Source organism: Kitasatospora sp. NPDC096140 (genome assembly GCF_040303045.1).
Classification (GTDB): Bacteria; Actinomycetota; Actinomycetes; order Streptomycetales; family Streptomycetaceae; genus Kitasatospora.
Genome location: NZ_JBEOUW010000086.1, coordinates 1 through 13,179, shown reverse-complemented (window position 1 = coordinate 13,179; position 13,179 = coordinate 1). Strand labels below are relative to the sequence as shown.

At 68.0% G+C, this 13,179-nt stretch carries 13 protein-coding genes and 4 pseudogenes; 9 read left to right on the top strand and 8 right to left on the bottom strand.

The annotated features are described in order from the left end of the window. The first annotated feature begins 508 nt into the window (after positions 1-508). The 4 genes from ABT048_RS40955 to ABT048_RS40940 all read left to right on the top strand — a co-directional run bounded on the left by ABT048_RS40955 (position 509) and on the right by ABT048_RS40940 (position 2,851). Complete coding sequence (locus ABT048_RS40955; protein ID WP_030246346.1) at positions 509-790, top strand: hypothetical protein; 282 nt, start codon at positions 509-511, stop codon at positions 788-790. Beyond that, entirely contained in the window at positions 744-1,271 is a 528-nt protein-coding gene (locus ABT048_RS40950; RefSeq protein ID WP_350526737.1) for a DUF6879 family protein, read from the top strand. The genes ABT048_RS40955 and ABT048_RS40950 overlap by 47 nt, the downstream gene beginning before the upstream one ends. 37 nt (positions 1,272-1,308) lie before the next feature. Continuing rightward, positions 1,309-2,157, top strand: a complete 849-nt coding sequence (locus ABT048_RS40945; RefSeq protein WP_350526736.1) for a helix-turn-helix domain-containing protein — start codon at positions 1,309-1,311, stop codon at positions 2,155-2,157. 259 nt (positions 2,158-2,416) lie between these two features. Further along, the gene (locus tag ABT048_RS40940; protein ID WP_350526735.1) at positions 2,417-2,851 is read left to right on the top strand and encodes an ATP-binding protein; all 435 of its coding nucleotides are present in this window, start codon (positions 2,417-2,419) and stop codon (positions 2,849-2,851) included. A 512-nt stretch (positions 2,852-3,363) separates the two neighbouring features. On the opposite strand, the gene ABT048_RS40935 is transcribed toward ABT048_RS40940, so the two are convergent. From ABT048_RS40935 to ABT048_RS40910, 6 genes and pseudogenes are all read right to left on the bottom strand, one after another. Continuing rightward, positions 3,364-3,678: a hypothetical protein gene (locus tag ABT048_RS40935; protein WP_350526734.1), complete on the bottom strand. Its 315-nt coding sequence runs from the start codon at positions 3,676-3,678 to the stop codon at positions 3,364-3,366. Continuing rightward, positions 3,675-4,415, bottom strand: coding sequence for a hypothetical protein (locus ABT048_RS40930; protein WP_350526733.1), 741 nt, complete (start codon positions 4,413-4,415; stop codon positions 3,675-3,677). The genes ABT048_RS40935 and ABT048_RS40930 overlap by 4 nt, the downstream gene beginning before the upstream one ends. A 627-nt stretch (positions 4,416-5,042) precedes the next feature. Then, complete coding sequence (locus ABT048_RS40925; protein ID WP_350526732.1) at positions 5,043-5,207, bottom strand: hypothetical protein; 165 nt, start codon at positions 5,205-5,207, stop codon at positions 5,043-5,045. Positions 5,208-5,233: 26 nt separating this feature from the next. Beyond that, positions 5,234-5,953, bottom strand: a complete 720-nt coding sequence (locus tag ABT048_RS40920; RefSeq protein ID WP_350526731.1) for a GNAT family N-acetyltransferase — start codon at positions 5,951-5,953, stop codon at positions 5,234-5,236. 73 nt (positions 5,954-6,026) lie between these two features. Then, a complete protein-coding gene (locus tag ABT048_RS40915) occupies positions 6,027-6,233 on the bottom strand; it encodes a hypothetical protein (RefSeq protein ID WP_350526739.1) in 207 nt (68 codons plus the stop codon). A gap of 151 nt (positions 6,234-6,384) precedes the next feature. Next, a pseudogene (locus ABT048_RS40910) lies at positions 6,385-6,576 on the bottom strand (pentapeptide repeat-containing protein); the annotation flags it as partial. A 769-nt stretch (positions 6,577-7,345) separates the two neighbouring features. On the opposite strand from ABT048_RS40910, the pseudogene ABT048_RS40905 reads away from it, so the two are divergent. The 4 genes and pseudogenes from ABT048_RS40905 to ABT048_RS40890 form a co-directional block, all read left to right on the top strand. Beyond that, positions 7,346-7,536 (top strand): annotated as a pseudogene (locus ABT048_RS40905) (transposase); the annotation flags it as partial. Continuing rightward, the gene (locus ABT048_RS40900) at positions 7,500-8,144 is read left to right on the top strand and encodes a GntR family transcriptional regulator (protein WP_350526730.1); all 645 of its coding nucleotides are present in this window, start codon (positions 7,500-7,502) and stop codon (positions 8,142-8,144) included. The pseudogene ABT048_RS40905 and the gene ABT048_RS40900, both read left to right, overlap by 37 nt. 359 nt (positions 8,145-8,503) lie before the next feature. Next, positions 8,504-8,932, top strand: coding sequence for a hypothetical protein (locus ABT048_RS40895; RefSeq protein WP_350526729.1), 429 nt, complete (start codon positions 8,504-8,506; stop codon positions 8,930-8,932). Positions 8,933-9,351: 419 nt separating this feature from the next. Continuing rightward, positions 9,352-9,885 carry a GNAT family N-acetyltransferase gene (locus ABT048_RS40890; RefSeq protein ID WP_350526728.1) on the top strand — a complete coding sequence of 178 codons (534 nt, stop codon included), beginning with the start codon at positions 9,352-9,354 and terminating at the stop codon, positions 9,883-9,885. A 367-nt stretch (positions 9,886-10,252) separates the two neighbouring features. Here the strand turns inward: ABT048_RS40890 and istB are convergent. Further along, positions 10,253-11,032, bottom strand: a pseudogene (gene istB, locus ABT048_RS40885) (IS21-like element helper ATPase IstB); the annotation flags it as partial. Further along, positions 11,029-12,657: an IS21 family transposase gene (gene istA, locus ABT048_RS40880; protein WP_350526738.1), complete on the bottom strand. Its 1,629-nt coding sequence runs from the start codon at positions 12,655-12,657 to the stop codon at positions 11,029-11,031. The gene istA and the pseudogene istB, both read right to left, overlap by 4 nt. Positions 12,658-12,815: 158 nt before the next feature. Here istA and ABT048_RS40875 point away from each other — a divergent pair. Further along, positions 12,816-12,980: pseudogene (locus ABT048_RS40875) on the top strand (IS701 family transposase); the annotation flags it as partial. Positions 12,981-13,179 lie beyond the last annotated feature (199 nt).

Below are 13,179 nucleotides of genomic sequence, written 5' to 3'. Positions count from 1 at the left end.
CCACGTCTACACCATCGACGCCGACTACAACGTCGGCCGGTGGAGCACCTGGGCCGAGATCCCCGGCGGCGCGGTCGCCACGTCCTGACCCGATCGTCCCCGCACACACCGCCCGGCCCCTCCAGGGGCCGGGCGCACACACATTCCCGCCGGGATGAGCCGCCCGTACGGCGCGCTGAGCGGGCTGGCGGTCCGGCCGACGGCCTGGTGGCCTGGTGACCACCAGCCCTCAGTGTCGGCCCCGCCAGGCCGGGGTTCGGTACGGGGGTCGGTTCAGGCCCCAGAACCCCGTGTCCGGTTGCGTTTTTCCGGTTCGGCACAGGTTCGGTTCGGTCACCGGCAAGATCCGCGCGACCTGACTCAACCGAGGCCCCGGGGACAGCCGACCGTCTCGGGCCGTCGGGCAGCGCGTGCGCCCGGCTGCGCCCGCGCACACTTGACGTCCTGTCAGCGGAGCGAAACGGTGGAGGCGCAAGGGTCCGCAACCGGCTTGGCACAAGGAGCGGTCATGGCACTACGGTTCAGGGGCATCGATCCGGACACTCCGAACGGCGGGTCTCCGACCGTGTGGTTGGAGGACGAGAAGGCGGAGATCGTCATCCAGGGCTGGCTGCCCGACATGGAGATGTACCGTGTGATCAGCGAGACCGAGTGGGTGGAGGGCCATGCCACCGGCGTCCCGGACCACGAGGGCGTCGTGCGGATCCCGGTCCGGATGATCCCGTTCCTGCGAAAGGTGTGCGATGAAGCCGAGCGTGCCGGACTTTGGCGCCCTGCTGAGGAGCGCTGAGCGCTCCGCCTGCCACCTGGAGATGCGCGACTCCTACATGGACGACCCCGTCTTCGCCGACTGGCGCGCCGGCCTGCCGGTGGGCCGTCCCGAGGCCTACGACCTGCCAGGGGAGTACACCGCCTGGGCGGCCCTGGTGCGCGAGACCGTCGGCCGCGGGGTGGTGATGCGCCGCGCCCGGATCGTCTCGGAGCCGGTCACCGACTACATCCGGTGGGAGCACGCGATCACCGAGCGGCACAACGCCGCGCTCGGCGAGCAGGTCCGCTGGCTGCCCCGCTCGAAGGCCTCCGACCTCGCGCTGCCGGGCAACGACCTGTGGCTGGTCGACGAGCGCCTGGTCCTCTTCCACTGGTTCACCGGCGACGGGGAGTGGGCCGGCCACGAGACCACCGAGGACCCCACCGTCGTGAAGATGGTGACCACCGCCTTCGAAGCGGTGTGGGACCGAGCCGTCCCGCACGCGCAGTACACCGTCTGACCACCCCACTCCGACCACCCGCCGGGCAGCCAGCACCATGTCGTCGTCCCCGTCGTCCAGCGTCATCGAGGCCCGCAAGGCGCTCGCCGCCCGCCTGGTCGCCCTGCGCAAGGACGCCGGCCTGACCGGCGACGAGCTGTCCGCCCGCTGCGGGTGGCACCCGGCGAAGACCTCCCGGATCCAGAGCGGCAAGTCCGCCCCCTCCGAGAACGACCTGCGCGCCTGGTGCACCGCCTGCGCCGCCGGCGACCAGGTCCCCGACCTCATCGCCGCCGCCCGCGCCGTCGACTCCATGTACACCGAGTGGCGCCGCATGGAGCGCACCGGGCTGCGCGTCGCCCAGGAGTCCGTCGCCGCCCTCTACCGCCGCACCCACCACTTCCGCGTCTACGCCAGCCGCGTCATGCCCGGCATGGTCCAGAGCCCCGAATACACCACCGCCGTGCTGCGCTCGATCCAGCGCGCCCGCGTCGAGGTCGACGACGTCGACGACGCGGTCGAGGCCCGCCTGGAACGCCAGCGGATGCTGTTCTCCGGCCGGCACCGCTTCGGCCTGCTCATCGAGGAGTGGGTGCTGCGCGCCGCGGTGTGCGACCCGGAGACGATGGCGGCCCAGCTCGGCCACCTGCTCGCCGTCTCCTCCAGCCCGTTCGTCAGCGTCGGCGTCATCCCGACCGGGCCCGCCCGGCCGCACCTGCCGGTCGAGGACTTCTACATGTTCGACGAGGCCGAGGTGGCCGTCGAGCTGACCTCCGGCTACCTGCGGATCACCCAGCCCCGCGAGATCGCCGACTACGTCCGCACCTTCACCGACCTGGCGTCCATGGCCGTCCACGGACCCGCGGCACGTCAGCTGATCACCACGGCGATCTCCTCGTTCGGGTGACTTCGCGCAAGATGGCGCAACCTCGTTGAGAGCCCGGCCGCGCACTCCCTACCGTCGATCCGTCGCCCGCCGTGACGGCCCGGACACCCGGACCCGCCCGGGCGAGCTGGGGCCGCTGCGCGGGCCCGCCCCCCGTCGGGTCCGCGCAGCCGCCGCCGACGAGAGAGCGGAGAACCCCCGTGGCCGCGCACCCCATAACCCGCCCACCGGCAGCGGCCGAATCACGGCAGCGCCGGAAGCGGCAGGAACGAGGTGCCCAATGACCGCCGCCGTCCAGACGCCGCCGCACCCCGAAGCCGCCGACCGCGCAAGAGCGCTGCTGCCCTACGAACCGCAGTCCGCCGGCTCGGCCCGCCGCCTGCTGCGCACCACCCTCCGGGGATGGGAGCTGGACGACCTGGTCGAAGGCGGCGAACTCATCGTCAGCGAGCTGGTCGGCAACGCCGCGAAGACCGGCTGCCGCCTGACGATGACCGTCACCGTCGAGCGCATCACCGACCGGTGCGTGCGGATCAGCGTCCGCGACGGCTCCCGCCTCCTGCCGTGCCTGATCGACGCAGGTCCTGCCGCCGAGTCCGGCCGCGGCATGGCCTTGGTCCACCACCTCACCGGCGGCCACTGGGGCGCCACTCCCGAGCCCTACGGCAAGACGGTTCACGCCGACCTGCGAACCCGTCCCACAGCAGTCGGCTGACGTCCCGTTGCCCCGACCGGCCGCCGCTCGTTGAACCGGCCGAGCGCCCCGACCAGGGCGTGCGGCTGCGCCTGCTCCATACTGCCCGGCACGTACACCCCCACGGCCCGGGCGGCGCACGGTGAAGCCCTCGGGCGGCCGGGGCCCGTAGACAGACCGGCCGCCCGAAATCCCCTCACGCCGACCGCCGGCTCGCGCCAGAATCGCTGCACAGTCGGAACAGCGAGGACGGGCACGGCATGGACGAGTTGAGGTTCGACGGGGGCATCGCCAAGCCTGCAAGGGCCACCGGCGGTCGCCGTGGCCGGCCCCGCCACCGGCTCCACTTCCCCGCACCACGTGGTGTCAGCCCGCGCTGTTCCAGATCCGGCGCGACTTCATCCGATGGCTGCCCGAGCAGCATGACGCGCGACAGCACAACCCCTGGCTGGCCTGGGCCCGGCATACCCCCAGGCCGCGGAATACGCCATACCTCAACATGCGAGCCCACCAGTCCCGCAGGCCTACCTGCGCTACAGGTTCCCCTGGACTCCCTCCTCGTCGTCGGCATCATCGGAACCGTCGATCGCGTCTGTAGCCACGTCGACTGTGAGTGAGCGCAGCATGTCGGTACGTGGGTGGTGGCGCGTCTTCCATCGCTCATGGTCAAGTTCGAGTCTGCGAATGGCCACCTCGCGGCGGTCAGCGGAGTCCTGGGGAAGCAGCAGTGCCCGGCCGCGGCACAGGAGGAAGGATCCCCAGCCGATGGCCTGCACCAGAACCACAACGGCCACGACCGGTACAGGAACGGAGTGGAGCAGCTCCATCGGGCTGCCGGAGAGTGTCACAGCTGCCTCCTCGGCCGCCGGGGCACCCACAGACCGGCCTCACCCTGAACAGAGTGCTCCTGCAGCGCCCTGGTGTTGCAGGTATTACCCAAACGCCGCAGCTTGCGCCGCACCCGCTCGCCGAAAGCAGCCGGGTCATCCGCGCCTGCTATCTGTGCGGCTTCCTCCCATGTGGTCGCACCCATATACGCCCACGCCTTGACGACCGCACGCTCGGCCGGGGTCAGCCTCTCGAGCACCGCGGTCACGCGGGGGTCGTCGGGCTCCTGCCCCAGCAGGATTTCTTCCGGTCCGCATCGGTCAGTGATCAGGTCACGTAGCGCCAGCCCGTCGCTCACCGGCCTGTCCAGGAGATGGAGCCGACCGCCGTTCACTTTGCGTTGCCACAGCGGCTGGAGCTCCTGGTGGACCATGCGGCTCTCCTTGTCCAACACCGTCACGACGATCGTGTCCCCGGCCCCGTCCATGAACATGGGAACGACGCCCCAGTCTTCAACGCAACTGATCATGGATTCGGGACTAAGGAGCTCGAGGGGCCAGCCCCACGGAGGGCACTCAGGACGACGGATGCCGACGGAGTGCAGCCAGTTCCCCATGAGTGCTGTAGAGACCGCCTCGCGCCACTCTTCGGCTTTCCGAATCCGCAGCCAGGTCCGCGAGAACTCGTCGACCGCCTGGTGCCTGCCCTCGACTGCTGCGGCCCGAGCGTCCACGGCCGCGTGCAGCGCGAGCTTCATCAGGTCTCGTAGCGGCGGTATCTGGACCGAATATGTCTTGGTGGGCCAGAGGGGCCCGGCTATCGCGCAACGTCGCCTTAGCTTTTTGCACCGACCGGCGGTGAGGTAGGGGTCGCAGCGTGTCTGCTGCCCAGACCGTTCGAGGTCGCGCCACAACGGTTGATGCTGCGGCGTTGGAGGTGCCGGGATTACCCGAGTTGGACTGTTCAGGATGATCCTCTGCAGGACACCCAAGAAGCGGTCGGACAACGCTGGCTGCGCGGGGCCGTGGCCGCGGGGGAAGAGAGGAGTGGCCGGTTTCTCGGAGCGCTCCTGCTGAGCTGGCCCGAACACCAAGGCGGACGGAGGGGGTACGGCAGGGTGGGCGGTCATCCGAACGTGCTCCTTGCGAGTAGTAACGAAGCTCTACTCCCGGGCCTGGCAGCGCACCGAACCGGCAAGGATTCCCGCGATAGTTTTGTGACCTATGTCACATTGGATAGCCTTCATCGCCGGGCCCCGGTTTCCGCAGCAGGTTCTTGAGACTGCCCAACGGCACCACACGATCGTCAACCCGTATACCGCCACGTAGCAGGCGGTTCGCGATCGGTACGGAGGCCGGCCCGGTGCGGGCCGGCCTTCTCGGCTTCAGCGCCGGGTGCCGAGGTACTGCTGGCGTGCGGCGACGAGGGAGCGCTGGCGGTTGCGGACGGTCTCCTCGTCGTCGAGCCACAGTGTCGTGGACAGTTGGGGCAGCGGCTGGCCGGCCATGTAGTGGGCGATGTCCAGGCTGGCGACGTGGGCATGCAGCACGGTGGCGCGCGGGGGAGGAGAGCGCCTCAGCCCGGCGGCATCATCGCGGCGGCCTCGACGAAGTGCTGGAATGCCGGTGTGACCTCTGGCCACCGGCGGATGGCTACGCCCTGGACGAGGAACTCCTGAGGGGACTGGGTGATGGTGATTCCCGGTGCCACTGGGTGGACGAAGACCTGCCGATCGACCGGGATGATCATTTCGAAGCGTCCCTGCCCCGACGGCGTGTCAACGATCATCGCCAGCCGCTCGGAGGTCACCAACCGTCCGCCGGTGGCCAGCCCCCAAGCGGTATTCGCCACCAGGGAGTACAGCAGGGCGACGTGGTTTTCGCGTGCCTGATCCCGCATGGCCTTGACCAGGGCGGTGCCCACACCCTGCCGGCGGTGCCGAGGGTCCACCGCGCACTTGTCCAGGACGGGGACCAGGTCCGCCAGAGCCTTCACCATGGCCATGGTGAAGGTGCCAGGTTGCGAGGCAGCCATGGACAGAGCCCAGGAGACCTGAGGCTCCATGTCTGCGGCGCCGATCACCGTGCCGTTCTTCTCCGCGACCAGGTAGCGCAAGCCGGTGGCGGCCGTGAAGGCGTCGACCGCGCCACTGTTGATCATGTCGGTCAGGCCCTGCCAGCCGGAAGGCTGCTCGTCATCCGTCATTGTGGACAGCAGCCTGTAGACATCCGCACCCTGGCCGGGCCTCGGCTGCGTGATCCGGAAGCGCGGCTTGTTGGCCTTGGTTCGCCCCACCCTGTCCTCCTCCGTCTGATCAGAGTCTGCCGGTTGCCGCGCCCGGCCGTCCTCGATTCGAGCCGCAGCGCTATCAGGTCGATCCTTCCGGCTTCGAGGTGCGCCCCCAGCGGGACTCTCTCTCGGCGTGGAACCCTTCGACAGCCGCGCGAATCCGAGGATCTTCAGCGATGTCCGAAGGGAATCGTGTGGATCGCGTCATGTTCGCTGCAACGAGCTGCTCGACTGTCAGCCTCAGGCACCTCGTCAAGTCGGTGCCGTCGAGGTGAGCCTTCTCCAGGTTGGCCTCCTCGAAGGCCGCCCCCGCAAGGATGGCACGGACCGCTGGTACCGAAGAGGTTGGCCCTCAAGAAGAAGGCGTCGGTGCAGTCGGCACCGTCGAAGCTGGCGAGCGTGAGGTCGGAAAACGACAGACCGGCTCGTGTGAGATTGGCCTTGTCGAACGAGGCGCCGTGGAGTTGGGCGTAGTCGATCGATGCCAGGGACAGATTGGCAGAGGTCAACCGAGCGGCGGTGAGGTCTGCCCCGTCGAGGTTGGCGCCCTTGAGCCATGCGCCTTCAAGGTTGACTCCCCGAAGGTCGAGTCCTCGCAGGTCAGCCGCACCAGGCACCTCGTTCTCCATGTCCACCGAAATTTGACGCGGTCGGCGAGCAAGAGAAGGCTGGGTCATCAAGGTCAGTGCGGCCTGAACGTCCGATGCTGGCGGCTCCACAGGAAGCGGGGCACCCGCCTCAGCGGAGGTTTCCTCTGGCTCCGAGGCGCCGCCAGTTGCCGGAGCGGCCGCTCGCGGAGCATGGCGGCGAACGAACGCGTGGAGGATCTGGACGATGTGGTGAGCCTGGTCCGGCGCGTCCTGAGCGACCTGCTCCAATGCCAGCACGCCGCCCAGGCGCACATACTCCTCGCTTGATCCCAGCCGTTCCAGAGCCTTGACCAGCCGGTCTGTCATCTGGCCACGCCTGGAGAGACGGTAGTTGCGTGAGGTGTAGGCCAGTGCGATCACTCCACCGATCGCAGCGGTGGCCTGTACTACGAAGAGCCGGAACTGGCCTTCAGCCTGAGCCCGCAAGTCGGCGGGCGAGCTGTCCCAGCCCGGTCGGGCCATGGGCACCATCATCCGCCACAAGGTGCCGCCCCAGTGCCACGTGGCTGCGGCAGCAAAGAGAACGCCCCCCGTCACAACCAGCGACGGAAGATGCCTACGTGCGCGTCTAACTCTCGGCAGAGCCGAATACCACCAGTCTTCGATCAACAAGCGGATAAGTCCGCGGAGAGTCTCGCGACCGCGGAGATACGTTCGTGTAGGCGCAGGGCTGCGGGGAGTCATGCCGCCAATGAGAGCGTGAACAGCTATGGTGATGCGGGGGCTTGAGTAGATTCTGAGCCAGCATTCCGGGTGCACCGACCGCCACCGACTCAACCGCGGCGGAGACCGCCAGGCCAACCGCGTGCTGCACACAATCGTGCTGGTCCGCATGCGCCACGACCCGCGCACCCGCGACTACGTCGCACCTTCGAAGGACACAAGACGAAGGGCATCTTCAGATGCCTCAAGCGCTTCGTCGCGTGCGAGGTCTACCACCACCCTCCCCCGCATTCAGCGGCGCACCCCTCGCCCGCGGTGGCGCCGCAGGCGACACCCCTCAGGCCACCCGCCAAGGGGCCGCCAGGCCCCGCTCCCCTGCCGAAGGCCCGCTCCGCGGCCGCTCCAAGCGGCTCACCGACGCGCTGCTCGCCGACATCCGGGAGGGCCGGCTGCGCCCCGGAGACGCCGTGCCGCCGGTTCGGGAGCTGGCCCGCGTGTACGGCACCACCTCCGCCACCGTTCGGCGTCATCGCCGAGCTCAAGCGCCAGGGCGCGCTGACCGGCGTATCCAGCAGCCGAACCCGCGTCGCCGATGGTCCGGCGTCCCCCGCGACCACCGATCCCACCGAGTACGCCGGCGTCCTCCGGACACCGCTGAACAGCGCGCCGAACTGATCCGCCTCCTCACCGACATCGCATCAGAGAGGCCTGCAGCCTCAACTGCGGTGGAAGCCGCGGAGAACCTGAGAGAGGCCGCTCGCACCCGCTCGCCACCACGCCGCGCTCGCTGTCGCCGTTCCGCTGCACACCGCCCGCCAGCCACAGTCGACCCCCGCCCGCGGTGCTGCCTGACCAGGACGGAGGGACTCTCCATGTCTGCATGAGGTTCGATTGCCGGATGACCCCCGCGCGTGCGGGAGGAGGCGGCCATTCGTCGCGCTGCCCGTTCGCGCACTGGATGACACCGCTGGCACGGGGCGGAGCGGTGTGCAACTCGGCCTACTCCCGCAACACCCGGCTGACCCCCGCGCGCGGGTAGGGGACGTCCACGACCCCGAGCACTGACATTGTGGGGTCGTACATACCGTCTGTTATGCCTAATACCTCCAGTGGCTGCCTACCCGGTTCCGGGCATACAGCCGCGTCTTCAAGCCAAGAGCTCCCATGGCATTTGCTGATCAAGGACTCGCGCTCATCCTGGCTTCATCGTCGGGGAAGTCGCCACCTGAGAGGAAAACTCGCAATGAAGCGTGCAATGGAGCGTCTGGCGGGAGCTGTTGCGCTCACCTTCGCCTCGGTTGTCACCATGACTGCTACTGCTCTTCCGGCCCACGCCGCCGACACCTATATCTGCGGCGATTCTGTGCCGCTCACCACTGGGGCGAGGGTCGCGGTGTGTCTTCACTTTGGTGGCAGTCCGGGATGGTCACAGCCCTTCATTCAGATCACTGGCGGGGGAACCATCCTGAATGATTCAACTGACATGTGGCTTAACAGCGGAGACGGCCACTACAACGACCATTCGTATCCGGCGCCCGGATACTACGGCGAAGGCAAAATCTGGGGGAAGTCTACCAACTGGCGGATCGGCTGCTACGTCCAGGCCCAGGCGTATATCGGCGTCCCTGGAGCTGTGTACCGAGTGTATTCACCGACCATGAACGTTTGCTGACCGACAGGCTTCGTACTTGACGGGGCTGCGGGCACAGGCAGGCCGTCTCCTTCGGGAGGCGGCCTGCTTCACGTACGTGTGACGTGACCCTGGGATCACGTCACACGTAGGTGGAGACGGGTTGCACCGCCCGGTGGGTGGCTTCGTTGATGTCTGGGGACAGCGTTTGTCGACGGCTTCCGGAGGAAGTTAGTGATCAACGAGCTCGGAGATGTCGAGGAGAAATGACGGCACTGCCGTGTCCGCGAAGCGGGATGTCGGCGCAACAGGTCAGCGTGTCCCACCGGGTACAACCGAACGTGCACAGGTGCAAGGCGACGCTCAGGGATGGATCTCGGTTGTCCCGCATATCGAGCGTCTGCGATCGGCGCCATGCCCCGTGGCACGACAGCTCGTTCGCCCGTGAGATGGTTGCTGTCATGACTGTTGGCGCGCCGGGCAGCGAGGTTCTACTCGAGACGAGTCGGCTGCTGCTCAGACCTTGGCGGGTAGACGAGGCTGTCGTCCAGCGTGAACTGTGGACTGAACGTGATCCACGGGTGCCGCCGCACCGCCGAATCGACGCGGACGGACACCCCACGGTCGCGGAGCTCGAGGACTCGATCCGCACCAACAAGGTGTGGTCGACCGGGTTGCTGGCGGTCGAACGGAAGGCGTCTCGTGACGTCATCGGCTATTGCGGGCTGGTCGACAGCGGGCGAGGAGCGGTAGGGGAACCGGAACTGGCATTCGAGCTGCTACGCCGAATTTGGCGTCAGGGATACGCGACCGAGGCCTCGTTGGCGGTTCTGGAATGGGCGCGATCGTCTGGGTGCGAACGTCTGTGGGCCACCGTCTGGGACTGGAACACCGCTTCTCGCAGAGTGCTGGCCAAGGTCGGGTTCACCGAGACCGATCGGAAGGAAGTGGACGCGGTACACGGGACCACCTTGTTCACCACGATACGGCTCTGACACACCCCGACGTTTGACCTTGCGGACGGATCCGTGCAGTACCGCCTGGCGACAGGTGTCCCTATTCGCGTCGGCAGGCAGAAGCGGATGCGGCACACACTCCAGGCCAGGGCGCTGGGGACGGAACATCACGGTGCCCAGCCGGGCCGTTCTCATGGGTCTCGCCGAGCCCTGTGATCGGATCGCGGTCGGCTGAAGCGTTGCACCTGTCTCCGCCCGTCTCATCGTCAATCCGCACGACGCTGTGCACATCAGCTGTACTCGGGGGTGCACGTTGACTCGCGCGCCGACACGGGACGGCCAGCCGCCCGCCGGGGCGGCTGGCCGTCGAGGCAGGTAGCGGCAGGGGACAGCCAGCCTTGACGGGCTCCTCAGCACGTGCTCGTGCGCTCGCGAGGCGGTAGGAGTCGGTGCCGGTCTCGATGATGGTGCCGTTGAACGTCAGCCGGTCGACGATGGCCGCACACAGCCGCGGATCCGTGAACGTCTTCGTCCAGCCGCCGAACGACTCATTCGAGGCGATTGCGACGCTGTTCTTCTCCTCGCGTTCGGTCAGGACCTGGAAGAGAAGCTCGGCGCCGTGGCGGTCGAGTTCCATGTAGCCGAGTTCGTCGATGCAGAGGAGATCGACGCGACCGTAGCGGGCGATGGTCTTGTTCAGCTGCTTCTCGTCCGCGGCCTCGACCAGCTCGTTCACCAGCTTCGTCGCGAGCGTGTAGCGGACGCGGTAGCCCTTCATCGCGGCCTCGGTGCCCAGCGCGATGAGCATGTGGGACTTGCCAGTGCCGGAGTCGCCGATCAGGCAGAGCGGCTGGCTCTTCTTGATCCACTCGCAGCTGGCGAGGGTGTGGATGGTGGCCGGGTCGATGTTCGGGTTGGCGTCGAAGTCGAAGGACCGCAGGGACTTCTCCCGGGGGAAGCCGGCTGCCTTGATCCGCCTCTCCGACCTGCGGCGGGCCCGGTCGTCGCATTCGGCCATCAGCAGTTCGGCGAGGAAGCCGCGGTAGGTCATCTGGTCCTTGATCGCCCGGTCGGCGATGTCGGAGAACTCGTTGCGGATCGACGGCAGCCGCAGCAGGCGGCAGGCGGAGTCGATCGCGGCGTCGGCGGCCTGCTCGGTCAAGCCTCGCTGTCGGGGCATGGTCACTGCGCTTCTCCCTCACGGTGATCGCTGCCGCTGGTGCGGCGGCGTCGGAGCAACTGGTCGTAGTGAGACACCGAGGGCAGCGGCCTGGTGTCCGGGGGAAGATGCGCGAGGCGCCACTCGTGCAGGGACGTCACCGTTGCCGAGGGCTGGCCGAGCTTCCGGGCGTCCGGTGCGGGCTCGGTCTCGGCCTGGGCGGCCTTGCGTGCCTCCAGCGCGACCGCATCCGCGGTCATGGCCCCGGCCCGCAGCGCTGCGGCCAGGCCCGCGACGACGTGCTCGTGCTGCATGTGGCGTCCGAGCAGCAGCACCTCGATGAGCGCGCGGGTGCCGTCCCGCTCACCGCGGATCTTCATCGCTTGGGTCCACCAGGCGTCGTGCACCGGGGTGAACTTGCCGGCCGAGCGGGCCTGTTCGAGAGCGGTCGAGCCGGGGAAGGCGCCCGGTTTGCGGACCAGGACCTCCAGGTAGTGGTCCAGGTCCAGGCGGACGGCTCCCTTGGCGATCAGCCTCTCGTGCCGGGCCACTTCCACGTTCTGGTCGTAAACCACCAGGTGAGAGGCGTGAAGGATGACCCGCACGCGCTTGCCGATCAGCCGGATGGGGACCGAGTAGCGGTTCGTGCGGACCGGGATCTGGCCGTAGCGGTCGACCCGGGGAGTGAACAGCCGGCCGGTCTCGAACGGCTCCTCCGGCAATGGCATCAGCAGTGGTCGTTCGAGCGCGAAGTCCTCGGCGATGGTCCTGGACCTGGAGCCGATTCTGCGGGCGTCGTCCTGCCGGTCCCATTGCTCGACCATCTCGTTCAGCTCGGCGAGCGAGGAGACCTCGGGGACCGGGACGAAGTGGTTGCGGCGGAAGTAGCCGATCTGACCCTCGACGCCGCCCTTCTCATGGGCGCCCTCGATGCCCGGGCGGCAGTAGAAGCTCTCGATGCTGTAGTGCGATTTGAACGCGATCCACCGGTCCGCTTCCACCCTCGCCCGGCTCAGCCCGAGCACGCGGGCGACGGCGGCCTTGAGGTTGTCGTAGCGAACCTTGCTCCGTGGGACCCCACCCAGCGTCCGCAGCGCGTGGACGTGGCCTTCGAAGAACGCCTCCTGGCCGCAGGAGGCGAAGACACGGTGAACGGCCTTGCCGGAATACGACAGGCGGAAGGAGAACAGGTAGCAGGTCACCAGCTCGCCGGCGAGGCGGATCGTGACGTCGCCGAAGTCGACCTCCGCCTCGTGACCGGGCTGGTGGGTCTGGGGGACGAACGCCTCCAGCGGGGCCTTGCCCGACTCGGCCAGGATCTCGGGCTTCCGGGCCGCGACGTAGTAGCGGACCATCCCGTAGGAGACGTCGGCGCCGTGTTCCTCGACCAGCCGGCGGAAGATTCGCGTGATCGTGTGGCGCTGTTTGCGCGGCGCGTCCAGGTCCGCCTGCAGGATCTCGTCGATCACCGGCTTGTAGCGGTCCAGTCCGGTCGCCCGCGGCGGCAGCTTCTTGCGTGGCTCCGGCCAGGACGAGTCCAGCGCCTTCCGCACCGTCCGCCATGTCACGCCGTGCTTGCGCTCAAGCTCCCGCATCGACATGCCGCCACGGTGGTCACGCCGGATCGCCGCGTACAGCTCGACCTTCGACATCCGCGGCATGACCAGTACCTTTCACCAGGAGCATCCCGATGCTGCCCTGGCAAGAACTCTGGTGCCTCCCAAACTCGTCGATATCACCCATCCGTGGATCCGGGCGCCTCCCAAACCCATCGACAAGCGACGTCGCTACTGCTCGATAGAGCCACGGCTGGCGGATCGAACACGACTACCGCGAGCTGAAGACCCGCCTGGGCCTGGACCACTTCGAGGGCCGTTCCTACATCGGCTGGCACCGCCACGTCACCCTCGTCAGCGCCGCCCACCTGTTCCTCACCGAACAGCGCGCCCTCCCAAAAGCCCTGGCCAGGGCCTGACCTTCAACCAGGCCCTGGACCTCCTCCAACACCTCATCGCCACCTGGACCGGAACCTGCCCAACATGCCGACAACCCATCCCATGGCAGCCCTACGACACCACCTACTGAGGTTTTCGTTCTGTTGTCGGTGGTGACAGGTAGTGATCCCTGCGGTATGCCAATGGTGTGCGGTATGCGCAGGGTGGGGGCCTGACCGA